Origin of the sequence: Tatumella citrea (genome assembly GCF_002163585.1) — a bacterium.
Taxonomy (GTDB): domain Bacteria; phylum Pseudomonadota; class Gammaproteobacteria; order Enterobacterales; family Enterobacteriaceae; genus Tatumella; species Tatumella citrea.
The window spans coordinates 2614169-2632345 of record NZ_CP015579.1; the positions used below are offsets into that span (position 1 = coordinate 2614169).

Annotated in this window: 18 protein-coding genes; 7 read left to right on the forward strand and 11 right to left on the reverse strand. The window is 51.5% G+C overall.

Annotated features, from left to right (window positions below; translation table 11 throughout):
* Positions 1–19 precede the first annotated feature (19 nt).
* The 10 genes from moeB to A7K98_RS12495 all read right to left on the reverse strand — a co-directional run bounded on the left by moeB (position 20) and on the right by A7K98_RS12495 (position 8352).
* Positions 20–1195 (reverse strand): molybdopterin-synthase adenylyltransferase MoeB, encoded by a 1176-nt coding sequence (moeB, locus tag A7K98_RS12450; protein WP_087488853.1) that lies wholly within the window; start codon positions 1193–1195, stop codon positions 20–22.
* On the reverse strand, positions 1192–1482 hold the full coding sequence (locus A7K98_RS12455; RefSeq protein WP_087488854.1) for a MoaD/ThiS family protein: 291 nt from the start codon (positions 1480–1482) through the stop codon (positions 1192–1194). Before A7K98_RS12455 ends, moeB begins: the two co-directional genes overlap by 4 nt.
* Positions 1483–1522: 40 nt before the next feature.
* Positions 1523–1948, reverse strand: a complete 426-nt coding sequence (locus A7K98_RS12460) for a Mov34/MPN/PAD-1 family protein (RefSeq protein WP_087488855.1) — start codon at positions 1946–1948, stop codon at positions 1523–1525.
* Positions 1945–2847, reverse strand: coding sequence for a PLP-dependent cysteine synthase family protein (locus tag A7K98_RS12465; RefSeq protein WP_087488856.1), 903 nt, complete (start codon positions 2845–2847; stop codon positions 1945–1947). Before A7K98_RS12465 ends, A7K98_RS12460 begins: the two co-directional genes overlap by 4 nt.
* Positions 2848–2887: 40 nt before the next feature.
* Positions 2888–3847, reverse strand: coding sequence for a serine O-acetyltransferase EpsC (gene epsC / locus A7K98_RS12470; protein WP_087488857.1), 960 nt, complete (start codon positions 3845–3847; stop codon positions 2888–2890).
* Between the two features lie 306 nt (positions 3848–4153).
* Positions 4154–4888: an ABC transporter ATP-binding protein gene (locus A7K98_RS12475; RefSeq protein ID WP_087488858.1), complete on the reverse strand. Its 735-nt coding sequence runs from the start codon at positions 4886–4888 to the stop codon at positions 4154–4156.
* Positions 4889–4906: 18 nt separating this feature from the next.
* On the reverse strand, positions 4907–6451 hold the full coding sequence (locus A7K98_RS12480; RefSeq protein WP_087488859.1) for an ABC transporter permease: 1545 nt from the start codon (positions 6449–6451) through the stop codon (positions 4907–4909).
* 3 nt (positions 6452–6454) lie between these two features.
* A complete protein-coding gene (locus A7K98_RS12485) occupies positions 6455–6856 on the reverse strand; it encodes an ExbD/TolR family protein (RefSeq protein WP_087488860.1) in 402 nt (133 codons plus the stop codon).
* Positions 6856–7536, reverse strand: coding sequence for a MotA/TolQ/ExbB proton channel family protein (locus A7K98_RS12490; protein ID WP_087488861.1), 681 nt, complete (start codon positions 7534–7536; stop codon positions 6856–6858). The genes A7K98_RS12485 and A7K98_RS12490 overlap by 1 nt, the downstream gene beginning before the upstream one ends.
* A gap of 12 nt (positions 7537–7548) precedes the next feature.
* Positions 7549–8352: an energy transducer TonB gene (locus tag A7K98_RS12495; RefSeq protein ID WP_087488862.1), complete on the reverse strand. Its 804-nt coding sequence runs from the start codon at positions 8350–8352 to the stop codon at positions 7549–7551.
* A gap of 238 nt (positions 8353–8590) precedes the next feature.
* Here A7K98_RS12495 and A7K98_RS12505 point away from each other — a divergent pair, with 238 nt between their 5' ends.
* Genes A7K98_RS12505 through A7K98_RS12520 form a run of 4 tightly spaced genes read left to right on the forward strand, consistent with a single transcriptional unit; the run spans position 8591 to position 15317 of the window.
* Complete coding sequence (locus A7K98_RS12505) at positions 8591–9601, forward strand: ABC transporter substrate-binding protein (RefSeq protein ID WP_232461537.1); 1011 nt, start codon at positions 8591–8593, stop codon at positions 9599–9601.
* Positions 9602–9615: 14 nt separating this feature from the next.
* Positions 9616–11880, forward strand: a complete 2265-nt coding sequence (locus tag A7K98_RS12510; RefSeq protein ID WP_087488864.1) for a TonB-dependent receptor — start codon at positions 9616–9618, stop codon at positions 11878–11880.
* A gap of 4 nt (positions 11881–11884) precedes the next feature.
* Positions 11885–14641 (forward strand): exo-rhamnogalacturonan lyase family protein, encoded by a 2757-nt coding sequence (locus A7K98_RS12515; RefSeq protein WP_087488865.1) that lies wholly within the window; start codon positions 11885–11887, stop codon positions 14639–14641.
* Positions 14642–14654: 13 nt separating this feature from the next.
* Complete coding sequence (locus tag A7K98_RS12520) at positions 14655–15317, forward strand: DUF6250 domain-containing protein (RefSeq protein ID WP_087488866.1); 663 nt, start codon at positions 14655–14657, stop codon at positions 15315–15317.
* Here A7K98_RS12520 and A7K98_RS12525 read toward each other — a convergent pair.
* A complete protein-coding gene (locus A7K98_RS12525; protein WP_087488867.1) occupies positions 15298–16239 on the reverse strand; it encodes a LysR family transcriptional regulator in 942 nt (313 codons plus the stop codon). The two genes, A7K98_RS12520 and A7K98_RS12525, sit on opposite strands and share 20 nt — an antisense overlap.
* A 259-nt stretch (positions 16240–16498) precedes the next feature.
* Here A7K98_RS12525 and A7K98_RS12530 point away from each other — a divergent pair, with 259 nt between their 5' ends.
* The 3 genes from A7K98_RS12530 (at position 16499) to A7K98_RS21645 (ending at position 18044) form a co-directional block, all read left to right on the forward strand.
* Entirely contained in the window at positions 16499–16831 is a 333-nt protein-coding gene (locus A7K98_RS12530) for a gamma-glutamylcyclotransferase family protein (RefSeq protein WP_087493482.1), read from the forward strand.
* A 270-nt stretch (positions 16832–17101) separates the two neighbouring features.
* Entirely contained in the window at positions 17102–17884 is a 783-nt protein-coding gene (locus A7K98_RS12535) for an NAD(P)-dependent oxidoreductase (RefSeq protein WP_250638351.1), read from the forward strand.
* Positions 17874–18044 carry a hypothetical protein gene (locus A7K98_RS21645; protein ID WP_250638352.1) on the forward strand — a complete coding sequence of 57 codons (171 nt, stop codon included), beginning with the start codon at positions 17874–17876 and terminating at the stop codon, positions 18042–18044. The genes A7K98_RS12535 and A7K98_RS21645 overlap by 11 nt, the downstream gene beginning before the upstream one ends.
* Positions 18045–18177 lie beyond the last annotated feature (133 nt).

The following is an 18177-nucleotide window of genomic DNA, read 5'->3' on the forward strand; positions in this document are numbered from 1 at the left end:
TATCAGTAGTGGGGTTTTGTCAGTACCGTGGCAGGCGGGAATCGATGTCCCTTGCCCAGGCATTAATTCCGTCTTTTAAATTCAGCATCCGGCCCTGATAACCGGCATTTTCCAGCGCACGAATGGCGAAAATGCTGCGCTGACCTATCTTGCACAGGAAAACCGTATCAACATCAGGGTCAAATTCATTGATTCTGCGGACAATCTGCCCCAGCGGTATCACTCTGGCTCCGGGGAATTTAGCGATAGCCCGTTCATGTGGTTCACGAATATCAATCAGCTGTAGCGGTTTATCCTCATCCAGCCATTGCTTAAGTTCGCTGGCGGTGACAGTTTCCACCGGCTTTTCCTGCTCCGTCGGTTTCAGCCCACAAAACTCTTCATAATCAATCAGTTCGTGGATTGACGGATGTTCGCCACATACCGGACAGTTGGGATCTTTTTCCAGGCGCAACTGACGTTGTTTCATGGTCCAGACATCCAGCAGTAATAAGCGTCCTGTCAGGGTATCCTCACTGCCTACAATCAGCTTGATGGTCTCCGCGGCCTGAATGGTGCCGATTATTCCGGGCAGCACTCCGAGCACCCCGCCTTCCGCACAGGAAGGTACCAGCCCCGGCGGAGGCGGCTCAGGATAGAGGCAGCGATAGCAAGGACCAACCGGTGCATGAAACACACTCGCCTGTCCCTCAAACTGGAAAATAGAGCCGTAGACCACCGGTTTACCGGCCAGTACACAGGCATCATTAATCAGATACCGGGTCGGGTAGTTATCGGTGCCGTCCACCACAATGTCGTAGTTAGCAATAATGTCAGCGGCATTCTGACTGCTGAGTTGCAGGTTGTAGGTCTCGACCTGAACATCCGGATTAATCGCTTTAATCTTGTCTTTGGCCGAGGCCACTTTAGGGCGGTCAATATCTTTAGTGGTATGGATAATCTGACGTTGCAGATTGGAGACCTCGACAAAATCAAAATCGACAATCCCCAGAGTTCCCACCCCGGCGGCAGCAAGATACAACGCGACCGGAGCGCCCAGCCCGCCGGTGCCCACCAGCAATACCCGCGCAGCTTTTAGCCGTTGTTGCCCAATGAGTCCAATCTCAGGCAGTAGCAGATGGCGGCTGTAGCGGGCTATTTCTGCATGAGAAAGCTCTGTCAGACGCGAGTCGGGAATCAGTGCGGAGCGGCTCATGAGTTGACCCCGCTTCCTCCGGCGATAGCAGGCACCAGTAATACTTCAGCGCCGTCACCAACCGGAGTGCTCAGGCCACCGGAACTACGAATATTGGTTTCACCGACATACAGATTGATAAATGAGCGTAATTCACCGGTATCGTCATACAGATGCTGTGAAATATCCGGATAACGCCCGGCCAGCGCGGCAATCAACTCACCCACGGTATTGCCTTGCAGGCTGATTTTGCCCTGACCATCGGTAAAGACACGTAATGCGGTAGGAATAAACAGGGTTGCAGCCATAGTGTTAGTCTCTCGTTAATTCGTTGTCAGATGCGGTCAGTTACACGACCCGCACCTCTTCCTGAGTAAATTGCAGGCGGTCATTACTGAGTCGCCAGCTGGTCAGTTCTCTGGCCTGGCCATTGGCTACTGCCACAATGATGTAGGCATAAAATGGCAGCGCGTGTTGCCGGTCATATTCCGACGGAATAGCCGGATGGTCCGGGTGCGAGTGATAAAAGCCCAGCACGTCAACACCCAGCTTCTGCGCCGCGCGCTCAGCACGCAGCGAATCATCGGCGGTGATAACAAAGCGGTTATATTGCGCTTCGGCTTCGCGGGCATTTTCAATCGGCAGAATGGCGGTCACTTTGGCATCGCCACTGGCAGTGAAGTGACCAAATAACACACCACAGCATTCATTCGGATAAGTTGCTTCCCCTTCCTCCCGAATCTGCAGTTCTGTTTCGTGGCTGAGTTCAATCATGATTGCTGGCTCCAGAAAGCATCGGACAAATAACGTGAACCGGTGTCGCACAGCAACGTCACCACCACTGAACCACGGGGTAAGGTGGCTGCCAGCCTGGCTGCAGCCGCCACATTGGCTCCCGAGGAAATACCTGTCAGAATGCCGTTGCGTTTGACCAGTTGCCTGGCGGTGGCATAGGCTTCCTCGGTGGTAACGGTCACTACGTCGTCGATCAGTCCGTCATCAAGAATTCCCGGGCGGAGGCTGGTCGCCATATGTTTGGTGCCCTCGATACCATGAAACGGGGACGCCGGCTGAACCGCCAGGGTACGAATTTGTGGGTTTTCATATTTGAGTCGCCGGGCCGTGCCGACAAAACTGCCGGAAGTCCCCATACTGGTGATGAAGTGAGTCACACGCTGGCGTGTCTGCTGCCAGATTTCCAGCCCGGTGCTGGCATAGTGCGCCGCCGGATTCACGGGGTTGTTATACTGATCCGGATAAAAATAGCGCTGCGGGTCGGCCGCCACTCTGGCCTGAACTTCCAGGTAAGCTCCGTCAGAACCCTCTAACGGATCGGTTTCAATAATAGTGGCGCCGTAGAGTTTAATCAGTTGCTTACGCTCAATACTGGTGTTCTGAGGCATATACAACTCCACCGGATATCCCAGAGCCGCGCCGATCATTGCATAGGCGATGCCGGTATTACCGCTGGTTGCATCAATAATAGTTTTACCGGGAGTTAAGGTGCCGCGGGAAATACCGTCCAGTAACATGGCTTTAGCTGCCCTGTCTTTAACCGAACCTCCCGGATTCAAAAATTCAGCCTTGCCGTATAACGTAATATCGTCCAGCCCTTCGGTAAAATCAGGCAATGAAATTAACGGGGTATTTCCCACCAGCGCCAGCAGATCCATACTGATTTCCTTATTCGCCCTGTGTTTATCCGGCTACTGTTTAAATACCGTCACCATCATTAAATTTATTTTGTCTGGCTTGCGCCTGACGAACATTACTGTCAGGGGGAACATCATGAGTTAACCAGATATTTCCGCCAATACTGGACCGGGCACCAATAGTAATTCGTCCCAGCAGAGTGGCTCCGGCATAAATCACCACATCATCTTCAATTATTGGGTGCCGCGGATAATTCTTTTTCAGTTGCCCGTCATCCTCAGTTAAAAAGCGTTTAGCTCCCAGAGTCACCGCCTGATATAAACGAACCCGTTTACCAATAATCGCGGTTTCGCCAATCACGACTCCGGTCCCGTGGTCGATAAAGAATCCGCTGTCAATCTGTGCGCCAGGATGAATATCAATACCGGTTTCACTGTGTGCTTTTTCCGTGATAATCCGCGCCAGCAATGTCAGACCCAGATCATAGAGTTCATGGGCTAACCGGTAATGAATCACTGCATGAATCCCCGGATAGCAGAGCAGTATTTCGTCCAGGCTGCGGGCGGAAGGGTCACCCTGCCAGGCCGCAAAAATATCTTTATCAATACGCTGACGGATAGCCGGTAAGCGGCTGGCGAATTGCCGGATACGTTGTTGCGCAACCTCTGCAATATCAGCAACACCAATATCTTTTCCGGCGGACTGATAATGCAATTCCAGTTGTGCTTCTTCGGTCAGTTTATCGAGAGACACTGCCAGTAAATGACCGACATAAAAACCCTCACCCTCTTTTTTTATTTCAGAGGTCCCGAGTCGCATCGGATATAATACTTTAAACAGGGTTTCGGTAATTTCACTGATATTAGTGCGGGAAGGTAATAAGCGTTTATCCAGATAACGTCCCTGAAAATATTCCTCACGCCATGTTTCGCGAACCTGGCGTAATTCACTGACAACATCAGACAGTTGCCAGTCATTAATTCCCTGTTCACTAAAATACTGTTCCTTTGGTTCCGGCATAATAACTTCTCCCACGTTCCTGCACTAAATACGGCTTCTGAATTATTTGTATTCACTCCTCCTCGCTAAAACAAATACTCTTTTTGGATTTACTAAAGTTAAAAAAATGAAATATCCGTGGCGCACAGATAGTGGAAACATGAGTTATCCCAACCCCATGATTCATGGCTATTATTTATCTGTTTTTTTTGGACGGACCTTATGTCAGTTGTTTTTTAATATCTTTTAAGTCTAGACAAGCTTTTTTAATTCTATGCGGCACACAGCAGATAGTTGAGCCAGTCAGAACCGCCCTGAGGTAGGACGTTATAATAATTCATGGAGCTGGCGACGTTGCCTTTGTAATTCGCGGTCGGTGCGTCTGCGAGGCTGTGGCAAGGTCACCGGGAAAGTGGCGCGGATGCGGCCAGGCCCCGGGGCCATCACAACCACCCGGTCAGCCAGATAGAGTGCCTCTTCGACATCATGAGTAACCATCAAAATACTCAGGACACTCTGCTGGCGTACTTCAACCAGCACATCCTGAAGCTGTTCCCGTTTCAAAGCATCCAGTGCTGCAAAAGGTTCATCGAGCAGTAATATTTCCGGTCGGGCCACTAGTCCCCGGGCAATTGCTACCCGCTGAGCCATCCCACCAGATAGCTGATGCGGATAGGCCTCAGAAAATTTCTCCAGTCCCATTGTTGCCAGAACTTCGGCAATCTGCTCGCGCTTTTGAGGTTCCGCGAGCTGCATCTGTTCCATCCCCAGCCGGATATTTTGTGATGTTGTCAGCCACGGAAATAAGCGAGCTTCCTGAAACACCATACTGACCCGGGGCGGAATCCCTCTGATTGGCTGACCATTAAGGGTAATCCGGCCCTGTTCTGCCGCTTCAAGTCCGGCTGCCAGCCGAAGTAATGTTGATTTACCGCACCCACTGGCACCAATCAATGCCACCAGTTCTCCGGGATCCAGCGTCAGGTTAATATTATCCAGAACTTTTAACGGTTGCTGATTTACGCTGAATATTTTACTGACGTTCTGAAACTGCAAAGTCATAGCGATCCTTTGATTAAATTACTGATAGCGCCAACGCATCAGCTTCTGTTCCAGCCGGCGAATAATAATAGAAATAACCGCAGCCACTCCGGCAATCAGTACAATTCCGGCCATCACCCGGTCTGCCGCCATCAGCTGTTGTGCACGCATCATCATGCTACCAATACCTTCCCCGGAGGATATAAAGTACTCCGCTCCGGTAGTTCCGACCCAGGCGTGCATCATCCCCAGCCGCAGGCCGGTAAACAGATCAGGGAGCATTCCTGGCAGAATCAGATAACGAAATTTTGACAGTGGCGGTAATTTCAATGCTTTGGTGGTTTCCAGAAGCACCGAAGGAAGCTGAATCACTCCCTGCCGGGTAGCCAGCAGAACCGGAAAAAAACTCGCGATGGCAATAAATGCCAGGCGAGCCGTTTCGCCCAGACCAAACCAGGCCGTAATTAATGGCAGCCAGGCAAAGATAGCCACGCTACGTAATCCGGAAAACAGTGGGGTCACCAGACGGTCAGCCCAACGAAAACTTCCGCTCGCCAGTCCGAACAGTACTCCTGTGACTGCACCAATTGCAAAGCCTTGCAGCATTCGCAAAATACTGGCGGTCAGATCCAGACTGAATTGCCCATGGGTAAAACCAGCTACCAGGGTTTCTGCTACCTGAACCGGAGCCGGGAAAAATGCACTGTTTAGCCAACCTTCCCCTGATGCGATCTGCCAGACCGACAATAGACCACACGGTAGTAACCAGCCATGCAGATCAAACAACTTCGTTGGTGGTAAAGTTACCGCACCTGCCACCGGTGATGGCCAGTGTATCCAACGGTCACTTATCCATTGCAGGCCTTTTTCTGCCGCAAAGCCCAGCAGCCCAATCACAATGACGCAAATATACACCTGGTCCAGCATAAACAGTTGCCGGCTTTCCACCAGCAGATAACCCAGGCCTTCGCTGGAGGCTAACAGCTCCACGGCAATCAATGAAACCCAGCCTTGGGAAAACGCCAGCCGGATTCCGGTCATCAGATACGGCAATAATGCCGGCAGCACAACCCGGCAGAGATACACGCGGACAGGCAATCGGAGCACACTCGCCATTTCCCTGAGTTTTGGCGGTAACTCGCCAATACCGGTACCGATATACAATGTAACTGGCACGGTTACCGCTTTTATCAGAATAGTCAGTTTAAGAGCTTCCCCAATTCCCAGCCATAGCATTAATAGAGGAATCCAGGCCAGTGTCGGGATTTGCACTAATACCGTAAATAATGGCATCAGCAGGCGGTTTGCCCGTTGGCTCAAACCAAAAAGGCTACCGAGCAAAATACCGATAGCAATACCGCCGCTCAGACCTATCGCCAGCCGCCATAAACTGATCGGCAGTTGATCCAGTAAATCCTGCGGAACAAAGGCCTGCGCCGTGTCCAGCACGACGGTTGGCGAGGGTAATATTTGCTCCGACATCCAGCCATGCATACTGCCCTGCCACCAGAAAAGTAACAAACTTAGCGGCAGCAACCACTGGCATCCCTGTCTGAATAAAAATTGTTTCAGTCCCGGCATCATTATTTATTTCTGTGTCAGTAGTGCCAGATGATGAATACCTGACTTTTCAATATCCGCCAGTAACCCTGCAACCACACCATAATTAGCGTCGGTATCTGCCTGAATTTGAACTACCTGCGCTGCATTAGCGGTTTGAGCCTCCGTCAGACGGGTGAGTAACTCACTGCGTTCAATCGGCTGTTTGTTAAGAAACAGTTGATTGCTGCCATCCAGACTGACAATTAGCGGATCTGGCTGGTTGGCCGGGGCCACCGCATTGGTTTTGGGCAAATTCACAGGAATTGCTTTGGTCAGCATTGGTGCTGTGACAATAAAGACCACCAGTAATACCAGCATTACATCGACCAGCGGAGTGATATTCATTTCACTCATGATGTCATCAGAATTTCCGGAGGAAAAAGCCATTATGCCGCTCCCCGTAATTCACTGGCAGAGAACTCCGCACCACGGAAACCCTGAGCCTGCATAAGACTGTAAACATCGTGGGCAAAATCATCCATATCTGCGACGGCCAGTTTTAACCGACGCTGAAAATAGTTGTAAATCAATACCGCGGGTACTGCTACAGCAATGCCGATACCGGTGGCTACCAATGCACTGCCGATCGGTCCGGCGACGGTATCCAGACTGGCCGAACCGGATAAACCAATATCATGCAGTGCCGCCATAATTCCCCAAACTGTGCCAAATAAACCAATAAAAGGTGAAGTGGTTCCGATACTGGCTAGTAGTGCCAGCCCGGACTCAAGGGTACGGCGTTCACGCAGGATCTGCTGAGAAAGCGCCCGTTCTACCCGATCCGGCAACTGAGCCTCCAGAGTATGGCTGCCTTTCAGACGTTCCGGGGCCGTAATTGCCGCCTGGGCAAGATTCGCCAGCGCTCCCGGTGCCCGGGTTTGTGCCAGTGACTGGTGTAAATTTTCCTGTTGCCAGAACAGCTGACGAAACTGCCGGTTACGGCGTTGCAGACGAAGATACTGCAACAACTTGAGTATTCCGATAGTCCAGGTGAACAATGAAAATAGCACCAGAATAATTATCACTCCTCCTTCCGGGGAAGTGGCATTGAAATGTTGTGGAATCATTTAAAAAATACCTCATGAATTAAGCGAAAAATCGACAGGAACAATGACCTCACCACTCACGGCCTCATTGCCCCGCTTAGCAGGAACAAATGACCAGTGCCGCACCGTGCGTAACGCGGCATCGTCAAGGGCAGATGTCCCGCTGGATTGATAGATTTGTACCCCGGTGGCTTTCCCGGCAGAATTGACCGAAACCCTGAGCAATACAGTGCCTTCCAGTCCGCGTTCAATCGCACTTTCCGGATAGTCCGGGGCCGGGTTGTGCAGATAGCCGGCGTTGGCTATCGGCGGTGTAACTGCTGTGGCGGCAGCAGAAGATTGCGCCGTACTGGCATGGGTCTCCGGTTGGGTCATATGTTGCGCAGCGGCGGCTGGTTTGATGTTCGGCTTTTGTACCGGCCGGACATTGTGTTGCGGTTTAGCGTGTGGCCGGACCGGCGGTTTTGCTTTCGGCGGCTGCGTCAGCTTTTTCTCTAACGGTTTGGGTTCCGGGGCCGGAGTGCTGGCACTTTCGTCCACCGGCGGGGGCGGTGTCGCAGGGGTATCAGGCTGTGGCTCGCTGACCGGTGTCGGAATTTCAGGCGTCGGGGTAGCTACTGTAAATTCTATTTGCATCGGCAGTGGCTGTGGGGCAGACACCGGAGGCACTTCCGCTGATTTGGTTAACAGCCATGGCAAAATAGCCGCATGAAGCCCTACGGCCACTGCCAGTGCCAGTCCCCGCTCAGAAAAGACGCTGAGTTTTGTCGGTTTTTGGGCTACAGAAGACACATCCTCTCTCAGCTCATGGTCTCCGGCATTAATTATCTGCGCCATTCCCAGATACTCCGCTAATTATGAATTTAATTTCCCTGTTATTAATAAGAATAAATTCCCTGATGGCTAATGCGTATTTGACATAGTTCATTTCCATTCGGCGCATGGGCTTATATTCTCTTACGGAGACTGACTTAGATAATATTAAGATATATAAATTCATTTTTTATATTAGCCAACACCAATGCCATCCTTTAGAAATCATCGCCTGGAAAACTTATAAATAACGGATGGTCGTATGAAATATATTCGATCGGTAAAATCAATGATTAATTCCCTGGCGATTTCCACTCTGTTTTATACGGCAATTGCCAGCGCTGCTGCCACAGATATACGTATTGCAGTTTCAGATATTGGTGCGGGAGATAAACCTGCCGGAGGAGGACTGGTAGATGTTATTTATCAGAAAAAATTGCTGGAGCAAGCGTTAGGCCACCAGGGAGTCTCGGTACACTGGCTGTTTATTAAAGGGGCCGGCCCGGCGATTAATGAAGGTTTCGCCAGTCACCAGATAGATATGGCCTATCTTGGTGATTTCGCGGCAATTATTGGTCGTTCTCACGGACTGGATACCCGGGTTATCGGGGTTGCATCACGTGGAATTGACCATTATCTGGCGGTAGCGAAAGGTGAAAATATTCATAGTCTGGCCGATTTAAAAGGCAAACGGGTCGGATTATTTCGTGGTACTGCTGCCGAATTATCTTTTGTCACCGCGCTTCATTCTCAGGGGTTGACGCCCCGCGATGTTAAAATCATTAATCTCGATTTTGCAGCTGCCAGTGCTGCGCTGGCGGCAAAACAGATTGATGCCACCTGGGGAGGAGACAACACCCTGCAGCTACAGGCGAAAGGTATTGCTGATATTGCGCTTTCTACCCGTGATCTACACGGCGCTGGCCAGCTCAGCGGGCTGATTGTGGTTGATAACCATTTTGCGGAACAAAATAAAGCCATTCTGCAACAAGTCGTCGATGTACAACAGCAAGTGGCTGGCTGGGCCAGCCAGCCAAAAAATAATGACGCCTTTATACAGATATTGGCCCAACAGTCTGGTTATCCGGAATCTATATTACGTCATGACTGGGGAAATAGTCAGGAATTAACCGCCAGATTATCCCCTCAACCCGATCCACAATTTATTTCCCAAATAACTAATTCAGTTAACGTTGCCAGAGAAGCGAAATTAATTCGCCAGCCATTTGATGTTAACCAATGGTTCGATACTTCGTACTTAAAAACAAAATAATTTAGGGGAAAATAATGATGACAAGCAAATGGCGTTATTCGTTAATCGCCGCAGGAATTCTCACCAGCCTGACATCAGTCCGGGCAGAGGAAACCAACAATACCGCAGATAAAGCAGCGACCCAGAGCACCCCGGTCAGGCTAAAGAAAATCCGCGTGAAAGCCTCACGGCCACAGTTACGCCAGCAGACAACCCTCTCTACACGGATCAGTGGTAAAACCCTGGAACAGGACCATATTTACCGGTTTGAGGACATTGCCCAGGAAGTCAGTGGTGTGGATATTGCAGCCACCGATGCGCTCGATACCCGTGTGACCATTCGTGGTGTCGGAGATGGAGGCGGCAGTGAAATCAATATAGGTATGGCCAGTAGCGTGGGTCAATTCCTGGATGGTGTTCGCCTGTCCAGACCCGGTATGTTATCCAATGACCTTCTGGATATTGATAGTGTGAATGTGCTGAAAGGCCCGCAGGGGACCTTATATGGTTTTAATACCAGTGCCGGTGCCATAGATATTCGCAGTCGTAAACCGACATTTACTCCGGAAGCATCTGCGGAACAATCAGTCGGGCAACGGGGTTATGTTCAGACAAAACTGATGGCCTCAGGGGCCCTCACCGACACTCTCGCCGGACGAATCAATGTCACTCATACTGAGCGGGGCGGCTACATTGATAATGTAATCACCGGGAATAAGTTGGGCGGCAGCCGCGGTGATGGCCTGCGTGGTCAGTTATTGTGGCAACCTTCTGATAATTTCGATATTCGGTTTATTGGTGATTACAGCGAGAGCACCAACTTTCCGGTGATGTCACTGGTGGGTACCCACGCGGTCAACGGTACAGATACCTTCCTGCAACGCGCCAGTGAACTGGGAGCGACCATAGTCAATGGCCGTAAAGTAGCACTGGATGATGAATCTAAAACCCGCGTACGCCAGGGAGGTGCCTCCGTCACGGCTGACTTGCGGCTGGACAATGGTTTTGCCCTACATTCGCTCTCTGCCTGGCGCTATTTTTTATTTTTACCCAACACTGCTGACGGCATGAGCATCCCTTTGTATGCCAACAGCGGCGGTGATGCCCATGACCGGACCTGGGAACAGCGTTTTTGGGTTGACTCTCCGAAAGGTGGTATCGCGGATTATACCGTCGGTATTGATTACTGGGGCGAGAATCTGGATACCTTCGCCCATGACCATTACTACGACAACAGTGATGTCACCACCTGGTATGGAAGCACCAGCAATACCGGTAAATATGTACAACGTTTTGGCAAGCTTAACGACAATGTAGTGTCACTTTATGCCAACAGTACCTGGCACTTGAATGATCAGTTAGATCTGATCACCGGACTTCGTGGCAGTTACGAGAAAAAAACCGGTTCCTTCAAGCGAATCAATAAGAACGATTTTGATTCCGGCATTCTGTCTCAGACTGAGTTCCTGCCTGCGGCCACCGCCAGCCTGAACTGGTACGCGACACCAAATATCACTCCGTATCTGACACTGGCTTATGCTGAAAAATCCGGCGGCCTGAATGTATCATCCGGTGCCGCCACTAAAGCAGGCACTGATTCGCTATATATCGATCCGGAAAAAACCAGCTCTGCAGAACTGGGAATTAAAACACACTGGTTACAGCATAAAGTTGAATGGAATACCGCGCTGTTCTGGAGTGAAGTTCGTGATTTCCAGACCACCGCCTATGATGAGGAATCTCAGTCCAGTTATCTGATCAATGCCGGAAAATATCGCAGTCGTGGCGTAGAAACACAACTTTCAGTCTATCCGACCGAAGGCCTGAGTCTGGCGCTTAATGGCACCCTGCTGGATACCCGATATCTCGACTTCACTAATGCTAAATGCCCGGCAGAAGTTTCACTGCAATCCAATGCCCCGGCGACCTGTGATCTCACCGGCAAACGTGTATTCAGTTCACCACGCTTAAGCTGGAATGCCCGGGCCCGTTATGAATGGAATGCCTTCGGTAACGTGCAGGCGTTTGTTTCCGGCCAGTACTCCTGGCGTAGCTGGTCATACGGTACCGTGGATGATTCCGCCTTTACCCATATTCCGTCTTACGGCGTGCTGAATGTCTCTACCGGGCTGAACGGTAAGCAAGGCAGTAATGGCTGGCATGTTTCACTGTGGATGCAAAATGCGCTGAATAAATCGTATTACCGCGTGATTAAAGCCGGTGATTACGGTTCCGCGTTTGGTCAGTTAGCCGACGGGCGGCTGATTGGCCTGACTGTTGGTTGGGACTTCAAAGGATGATGATATGAGTGATACTCCTTATTCAAGACGTCGTTTTCTGCGTGACAGTGCGTTGGTTAGTCTGGCGATGCCACTGCTGCCAGGGACCAGCCGTGCCGCGACCGACAATCATAACCAAGGCCAGGCCGGAGCGACCACAGAGGCAGCAGTACACTGGCTTGAATCGCCAACACCTGCCTCGTTCGCCGGTGTCACCTGGGGAACAGCCTGGCCGCGGGGAGCGGTCAGTGCTGACAAAGCTTTTGAACTCCGGGAAGCTGGTGGCAGCCGGCCGTTGCAAAGCTGGCCGCTGGCCTGGTGGCCAGATGGATCGGTGAAATGGTCAGCTCATGCCCTCGGCGGAGATGCACCATATGGTGACTCACTGAGTGTTATTCCAGTGGCGGCTGCTCTGCCGTCACCGGGGATCGCCAGTGAAACGCCGGATGGCTGGAGGATTAACACCGGGTCGATCCAGGCCCTGATCTCGCGTAACGGCGAGCAGTTGATTAAAGAAATTCGTCGTGGTGATCAGACCTTGCTGACCAATGGCCGGCTGGTATTACGCACCCGCAGCGGTGATGAAGAGCAGTTAACTGCCAATACCGCACAGCTTGCCGGTAAAGCCGACTCGGTAGTACTTGAGCAGAATGGCCCGCAACGGGCGGTGATCACCCTACGTGGAACCCACCGCAACGCTGAAGATGCAGTGATCCGGTTTGTGGTCAGGTTGTACTGGTATGCCGGAACTGCCAGCGTCCGGGTCATGCATACCCTGATCTATGATAATGAACAGCCACAGCGGGCGGTCAGCGGTATCGGCTTAGCCTTTGATGCCCCCCAGACTGCAGAACTGTATGACCGCCATGTTCGTTTTGTCTCCGATCAGGGAGGGATTTTTCATGAATCAGTACGCGGGCTCAGCGGATTACGCCGCTCCCCGGGAGAAGCGGTGATTGATGCCCAACTCAGGGGAACTGCCGCACCTCCGTTAAGTGAATTTACCCCGATAGTGGCTGAACGGCTGGCGCTGATTCCTGCCTTTGGCAGCTACCGTCTGATGCAGCATCATCCGGATGGCTATCTGATTCGCAAACGTACCGCACCTCATCAGAGCTGGCTCTCGTCTGCCACCGGCAGTCGTGCTGCCGGGGTCGGGTATCTGGGGTCACCGCAAGGTGGAATTGCTTTCGGTATCCGTAATTTCTGGCAAAGCTATCCGGCCTGTCTGGATATTGCCGGAGCGGACAGTGATCTGGCCACAGTAACACTTTGGCTGTGGTCGCCGTGGGCAGAAGCCATGGATATGGGCAGCTGGCATGACGAGATGGGCATGACCACCTATCAGGCGCAACGTGATGCGTTAGACATTACTTACGAAGATTATGAACCGGGTTATGACACCCCGGTTGGCGTCGCCCGGACCAGCGAACTGTTTATCGACCTGTTGGTACATACCCCGGACGATCAGCAGTTACTGGCAATTACCCGGCGTATGCAACATCCGCCTCAACTAGTAACACGCAGTGAAACACTGTCCCATGCCGGGGTGTTTGGCCCGGTCTGGGCGCCTGCCAGCCGGTTTGGAAAACGGCACCAACCACTGCGTGAACAACTGGCGTGGTATTTTGATTTCTACCGGCGTGAGGTTGAACAACGCAAGTGGTATGGTTTTTGGGACTACGGCGATGTGATGCATACCTACGACAGTGATCGTCATGTCTGGCGTTACGATATCGGTGGCTTCGCATGGGATAACTCCGAGCTAAGTACCGATTTATGGCTGTGGTATTACTATCTGCACAGCGGTCGGGCGGATGTATTTCGTATGGCCGAAGCCATGACCCGTCATACCGGTGAAGTCGATGTTTACCACCTGGGACGCTTTGCCCCGCTGGGATCACGCCATAATGTGCTGCACTGGGGAGACAGCGCCAAGCAGCTACGTATTTCGACGGTAGCAAATAGGCGATTCCTCTATTATCTGACTGCCGATGAACGGATTGGCGATCTGATGGACGAACAGGTGGAAGGCGTCCGGACGCTGCAAAAAGTGCCACCGGGACGAAAGATTGGTCAGAAACCCGCCAGTGATCCGCATTATGTCAGTCTCTATTTTGGTACTGACTGGAGTGCTGTCGCGGCCGCCTGGCTGACCGCCTGGGAGCGACGCAACGATAATGCTATGCGCCAGCGACTACTGAACAGCATGCAGTCTATTGCGGCTCAGCCCCATGGCTTTTTTACCGGTTTATCTGAAATGAATGCCGACACGGGGAAATTCCGTCAGGCCCCGGCGGATCAGTTGTTTATTTCCCATCTTAGTGCGGTTTTCGGGCTGGCTGAAATTTGCAGTGAATTACTGCAGTTACTGCCGGATGAAAGCTTTAGCCAGGCCTGGCTCGAATACTGCCGCTTATACAACGATCTGCCGGCGCTGAGTAAATTCGTAGGCAAACCGGTGAAAAAACTCAATCTGGTTCAGGGGCATGCCCGTCTGACCGCCTTTGCCGCCTGGCATCAGCATGATAAAAGGCTCGCCAAACGGGCATGGCAGGAATTCAACAGTGGCCAGGGTGGAATTGTTCATCCGAATCAGCAGCAACGGCTGATTCGACCGCCAGAGGTATTGTATCCGGTTCGCGAGGCGGAAATTAACTCCAATATCGATAAACGTTCCGGCAGTACCGGAACTACCGATCTGGCGACCAATGCAGTTTCCCAATGGGGGCTAACCGCCCTCTCGCTCCTGGCACTGCTGGACAGTGCTTCTGATAAATAACGCAGGATGACTAATGACTGATGTAAGCCAAACCGAAGGCGTCGGACACGCCTCTTTATCACGGCACCAGTATCTGCTGAACTGGGGTAAAGACTCTCAGGGCAATGGATTGCGATGGCGGGTGGAACAGGAAAAACCGGAGCAAACCCGGCTGGTGACCGATGATCACTCATTACAGATTGACAGTGCGGCCGGGCTGACACTATGGCTGGATAAGCCATTATCTGGCAGCTACCGGATAAGCTTTAGTCGCGAAGTGCTGACGGAAGGAAGCCCTAATGATCGCCTGTCTGACGTCAATATGTTCTGGGCAGCGCGTGATCCGTTGAATCCTGACCTTTTTACCCGCCAGGGTGAACTCAGTAGTTACGATTCACTGGAACTATTTTATGCCGGGATTGGCGGGAACTGGAACACCACCAGCCGCTTCCGTTATTATGATGGCCTGGGAGAACGACACCTGCTGACGGAATATACCTCTGCCGACCGGTTATTACGTGCCGGGCATCCTTATCAGATGGTGATTGAAGTCGCCGACCGGCAAACGCGCCTGCTGGTCGATAATGAAGAGTGGTTCACGGCGGCTTATGAAACTCCGCCGGACAGCGGCTATTTTGGCTTCCGTACCGTCTGGTCACGACAGATGATTCGCGATTTCACACTGTCTCCGCTGTAAGTTCATCCAGCGGAGCAGCGCCGTATAACTGTTTATCGGTTTGCATAAAAGTCTCCATCAGGGTGCGCGTCAGCCGCGGCAGACGTGCACCCGCCAGCGAAATAATGCCGTAGTGAGTGTAAAACTCATCAGTATTATCATCCAGTCCGGCAATCTTTAACATCTTCAGCCCCTGGCGCGCCAGATCGGTAGAATAATTTGTAGTGCCAATAGCATCAGAATGACGCACCACCTCCAGCAGGCTATATCCGTTTTCACATTCAATACTGGTTCGGATATCCTGCCTGCCACTTAGTTGTACCAGTGCCCGATGCAGATTAGGCGGCCTGAGCGTAGCCGCAACCGGAAAACTGAATAACTGGCTGACCGTAATTTCTTCCTGACTGGCTAACGGATGCTGAGCACGGCAGCAGAATCCCCAACGATGACGAATCAACGGTAGCACCTGAAACCGGGTATCGAATTCAAAATTACGCGAATCGGCAACAATAAAGCTGAACTCCCCGGACTGCAATTTCTCACCTAAAGCCTGCCAGTTATCCACGCGGAACAACTGACGCACCCTCGGATACGTTTGGGTAAACTCCCCCATGACCTGCGGAAGCAACCAGGCTGCGGGAGCCGGTCCCAGTCCAAACCGAATTTCACCAATCTCCTTTTCATCAAAGGCGGCAATATCATTTAGCAAATCCTGGCTTTGATTAATCAGTTGTCTGGCATGCTCTAAAACCAGTAGTCCTCTCTTAGTGGGTTCCAGTGGATTCTGACGATTGATCAATCTCGCACCCACCGTTTGTTCCAACGACTGAATGCTTCGGCTGAAGGCAGGCTGAGATATTTTCATCGCCAGCGCAGCCGCCGTAAAATTTCTAAATTCAATGAGTGCCACAAAATGGCGCAGCTGACGTAATTCAATATTCATCGCGACAAAAAGTTATAAATTGAGGTTATTTTCCCACTTTAAGTTATCTTTCATCACGACGGAAAGCATATAAAAATATAAATATATGTTTAATTCTTCGCAGTGAAATCAGTGTATCCCGACAATTGTTCCCCAGAATTTTCCGGCATCAGAGTTTTGCCCTTCAGTTGATCCGGACTATATTGCCATCCCCGTTATAACCCGGTAATTTGGTGCACTTGCATCCTGCCCTGTGGGCGATACCGACCAACGAGGATATATGTCACCATTATTTGTTTACGGCACCTTACGTCCTGGCCAGAGCAATGCTCATCTGCTGGAAAATATTGGCGGAGAGTGGCTGGCCGGTTATGTCACCGGTAAGTTCTTTGAGAGTGGTTGGGGAGCGGCGACCGGGTTTCCCGGGGTCATTCTTGATGCTGCCGGCGCCCGGATCGATGGCTGGTTGTTTATCTCTGACCGCCTGACAGATCACTGGCCAATGCTGGATGAATTTGAAGACGGTTATGACCGGATTCTGACAGAAGTGACTACTGCAGATAACCGCAAACTGGATGCCTGGATTTATCAGTTGCAACCCCCTCAGAAATAACAGTGCCCGAACGATGCATCGCACGCCCCCCGGCGACCTGTCCCCGGCATTGATAATTTGTTACAGAGTGGCAGGACAAAGCGGCAGGGAAACAGGTTGCCGGTCACAGTCTGTCACTGATATTTGCAGATAAAGTGACTGTCGTGCCCCTGGAGAACTGAGTTGTTTTGCAAACCGGAAAACTACTCCCGACCACCGGCAAACTGTAAATTCACAGGCTGAGTCAGGGCAGTAATGTCCTGTTCGCGATAGCGGGTCAAAGGAGCAACGATGCCAATTCCTCTGCTGGTAACTATTGAACTTGCAAAGCCACAGCGAGCGTTATTCGAACAACAGAGTTTTGAACTGTTCATTATTTCTAACGCCCAAAAACGCCAACAGTTTATCCGCGAAACAGGCCATATAATACGCGCAGTGCTGACTAACGGATCTACTGGCCTTAACGGCACCGATATCTCTGCCATGCCTGCACTGGAAATCATCTGTGCGATGGGGGCTGGCTACGAAAATATAGATATCCCCCTGGCACGGGCGCGAGGAATTATTGTCACCCACGGTCCGGGCACTAACGATACTTCGGTCGCCGACCATGCGATGGCCCTGTTGATGGCGATTGCCCGTGGCATTGTCGTCGCTGATAATGCTGTCAGGCAGGGAGAATGGGCCAATATCCGTCAGCCACGTCCTGCGATTTCTGAAAAAAAACTTGGGATATTAGGACTGGGGAATATTGGCGAGAAGATTGCCCGGCGTGGTGCCGGCGGATTTGGGATGTCGGTCGCTTATCATAATCGCCAGCCCCGGGCAGCGGTCCCCTGGCACTATCTGCCATCCCCGGAGGCTCTTGCGGAATGGTCGGACTTTCTGGTGATTGCCACCCCCGGCGGGCCTGAGACCCGGCATCTGGTTAACCAATCCGTACTTAATGCGCTTGGACCACAAGGATTTATAATTAATATTTCGCGGGGCAGTGTGGTGGATACGGCCGCTTTAATCCGGGCGCTGCAACAGGGGGGTGATTGCGGGTGCAGCCCTGGATGTTGTGGAAGGTGAACCGGATATCCCTCCGGCATTAAAACAACTGAGTAATGTTATTCTCACTCCACATATCGCCAGCCGTTCGCCCGAAGCTATCGCAGCTACAGCACAACTGGTATTAGCCAATTTACAGGCCTGTTTCAGTGGTCAGCCGGTTATCACTCCGGTTCCCTGAAAAAGGGAAAGCAACGCGCAAAAATATCAGGTTATCACCCCGCAATTCCTGTCTGCTGATCCGCTTCACTTCAGTCTGTTTCAGGAGTCAGCAATCAACAGAGAAAATCCTGACACTGGTCTCATATCGGCAG